Source organism: Mesorhizobium sp. M7A.F.Ca.CA.003.01.2.1, assembly GCF_003998945.1.
GTDB lineage: Bacteria > Pseudomonadota > Alphaproteobacteria > Rhizobiales > Rhizobiaceae > Mesorhizobium > Mesorhizobium ciceri.
In genome coordinates this window covers 1-3,059 of sequence record NZ_RZRA01000709.1, presented here as the reverse complement: position 1 = coordinate 3,059, position 3,059 = coordinate 1, and the positions used below count along the sequence as shown (strand labels likewise).

Annotated in this window: 3 protein-coding genes and 1 pseudogene; 2 read left to right on the top strand and 2 right to left on the bottom strand. The window is 61.3% G+C overall.

All coding sequences use genetic code 11. From position 1 onward, the window contains the following. Positions 1-283 (top strand): LuxR C-terminal-related transcriptional regulator (locus EN969_RS24130; RefSeq protein ID WP_164758449.1); only part of this gene is annotated, 283 nt, incomplete at its 5' end. Between the two features lie 109 nt (positions 284-392). Here EN969_RS24130 and EN969_RS24125 read toward each other — a convergent pair. Next, entirely contained in the window at positions 393-1,487 is a 1,095-nt protein-coding gene (locus tag EN969_RS24125; RefSeq protein ID WP_013532534.1) for a polyamine ABC transporter substrate-binding protein, read from the bottom strand. A gap of 45 nt (positions 1,488-1,532) precedes the next feature. Beyond that, positions 1,533-2,639 carry an agmatine deiminase gene (gene aguA, locus EN969_RS24120; protein WP_013532533.1) on the bottom strand — a complete coding sequence of 369 codons (1,107 nt, stop codon included), beginning with the start codon at positions 2,637-2,639 and terminating at the stop codon, positions 1,533-1,535. Positions 2,640-2,841: 202 nt separating this feature from the next. Here aguA and EN969_RS24115 point away from each other — a divergent pair. Beyond that, positions 2,842-3,059 (top strand): annotated as a pseudogene (locus EN969_RS24115) (OsmC family peroxiredoxin); the annotation flags it as partial.

Below are 3,059 nucleotides of genomic sequence, written 5' to 3'. Positions count from 1 at the left end.
GGCTTGCGCGGCAAGCAGCGCGACAAGGCTCATTTTGGAAAGATTGCTCCATCTGTGCCGCTTCCGGCACAAGGGCGCCGCAATCGGTGACGCTCGCTCGCGGCTGAGCAGGCGCGAGACCGAGATTGCGCGGCATCTGGTCGATGGTGGCAACGCCAAGACGATTTCGCGATGCCTCGCCATCTCGCCCGGGACCGTCCGCAACCACATCAAGCAGATCTATCGCAAGCTCGGTGTGCACTCCCAGGTCGAGTTGCTGGCGGCCATCCGCGAAGCCGCTTGAGCCTGACGGCTTCCGCCCGGCTCTGTCTTTTTGCTTTGACGCAATTCCCAAGGGAAAGCGCTACGCGCTTTTCCCGGGAAAACCGCTGCGCACTTTTTCTGGAATTGCTCTATTGTCCCGTCACGATGCGCGTCCACATGCGGTTTTGGGATCGCAGCAGCTTTGGGTCGTTGTTGTCCACCACGAACAGTTTGGCCTTCACGGCATCAGGCGGAAAGACGCCGGGGTCGCTGGCTATGGCCTTGTCCATCAGCGGCAGGGACTCCGGTATCGCATTGGCGTAGGAGACATAGCTGGAATTGGCCGCGGCGATATCGGGCCGCAGATTGAAGTTGATCCAGGCCTGGGCGTTGTCGGGATGCGGCGCATCTTTCGGTACCGCCATCGTATCGAAGTTGATGAGCGTGCCTTCTTTGGGGATGGAATAGGCGATCTCCAGCTTCTTCACGGATTCCGCCGCACGGGTCCTTGCCTGGAGTATGTCGCCCGACCAGCCCAACACCACACAGATGTCACCGTTGGCGAGGTCGTTGATGTATTTCGACGAATGGAAATAGCGGATGTAGGGCCGCACCTTGACCAGCAGGTCCTCGACCTTGGCGAGGTCGTCGGGACTGGTCGATTTGGGGTTGATGTGAAGGTAGTTCATCGCCATCGGGATGACTTCAGCCGGCGCATCGATGATAGCTACACCGCAATCGGACAGCTTCTTGACCACATCGACGTCGAAGACCATGGCGAAGGAATCTGTCGGCCCGTCCGGCAGCCGCTGCTTCACCGCAGCGACGTTGTAGCCAATGCCGTCGGTGACCGCCATATAGGGCACTGCATGCAGGTTCTGCGGGTCGGCGCCGGCGATCAGCGCGAGGGCTTGCGGATCGATCTTCGAGTGGTTGGCAAGCTTCGATTTGTCGAGTTCCAGGAAAGCCCCTGCTTTCACCTGGTTCTTGAGGAACGGATAGGCTGAAGGGTAGACCACGTCATATCCGGAGCCGCCGGTGAGCAGCTTGGTCTCAAGCACCTCGTTGCCGTCATAGACGTCGTAACGAACCTTGATTCCCGTTTCCTTCTCGAATTTCTCGGCCGTGTCCGGCGCGATGTAGTCGGACCAGTTGTAGACGTTGACGATCTTTTCCTCGTCCGCCGAAGCCGCATTTGCGCAGACGCCGCAGGCAAGCAGGGTTGAGAAGATCAGAGCGCGCATGAATGTCCTCCGTTTTCGCTATGTGTTCTCGGCATGCTCCGTCCCTCAACGTCGTTGCGGGGCATAGACCGGCAAGGTGATGCAGGCGACATTGCCGCCGCCCAGCAGGATCTCTCGCGAGTTTTCGATGCCGACTATTCGGTGGTCGGGAAACAGCTCGGCCAGCGTCCGCTTGGCCTTCACATCGAGATCGCAGCCGAACTGCGGCACCACCACGACGCTGTTGCCCGGATAGTAGTTGATGTAGCTCGCCGCGATCCGGTTTCCGGCCGGTCGCGCCCAGGTCGAATCCAGCCGGTCCACGCTGTCGCTTTCTTCCGGCGTCATCTCGATCGGCAAGGGATGGGGCAGCCGGTGAACTTCCAGCGCGCGGCCCTTCGCATCACGAGCCGAACGCAACACCGCCTCGGCTTCGCGCACGATCTCATATTGTGGGTCGTCCCGATTGTCGGTCCAGCTCAGCACGACCACGCCGGGGCGCACGAAGCAGCAGACGTCGTCGACATGGCCGTCGGTCTCGTCGAAGGCAAAGCCGCGTGGCAGCCAGATGACGGTGTCGACACCGAGATAGTCGCCAAGCTGGCGCTCCACCTCGGCCTTGCCGAGATGAGCGTTGCGATTTCGGTTGAGCAGGCATTGCTCCGTCGTGATGAGCGTGCCCTGACCGTCGCACTGCAACCCGCCACCCTCGGCGATCAGAGGTGCGCGGTAGCGATCCATGTTCTCGATTTCGAGCACTTTTTGCGCCGCAAGGTCATCCAGGTCCCATGGCGAATAGAGGCCGCCGTCAAAACCGCCATAGGCGTTGAAGATCCAATCGACGCCACGCACGTCGCCTTGATCGTTGACGACGAAGTTGGGACCGCTGTCGCGCAGCCAGGAATCATTGGTGGACATCTCCACGACACGCACATGGCCAGGCAATCGCGCTCGGGCATTCTGCCACTGGCGAGCAGAAGCCGCCACCGTCACCGGCTCGCTTTGCGCGATCGCCGCGGCGACATCGGCGAACAGTTTTTGCGCGGGCTTGGCGCCGAGGCGCCAGGTGTCCGGCCGCTCCGGCCAGATCATCCAGCAGCCTGACTTGGGTTCGAATTCGCCGGGCGCGCGAAACCCATCCTGTTTCGGCCTTGTCGAGAGGGTTCGAGGCATCGGGGACCGCCGGGAAATGGAGTGATGACTTGCCCGGATCAGACTTTTTTGGGACCTTGTCCGTCAATGTCCCATTTGGGATATCGGTGTAGGCGGCTGGCACCTGTTGCGGAATGGCATTGCCTTCCCAAGGTGATCGGCGCAAATCTTGACCGGACGGCGCATGCCGGTGACGCAAGCAGTCGACGAAAGGGGAAAGCGGATGGATGCGACCGAACTGAAGGCCATGCAGGCGCCGCTGAAGCAGGCCTATCGTGACGACGCTTCGCAGGCCATGATCACGCTTCGCGCCAAGGGCTCGATCGACGACCAGTCGGTTGCCTGCAAGGTGGAGACGGGCAGGGCGCTCGCCATCGCCGGCCTGCATCCGGCAACAGGCGGCTCAGGCCTTGAGCTCTGCTCGGGCGACATGCTGCTGGA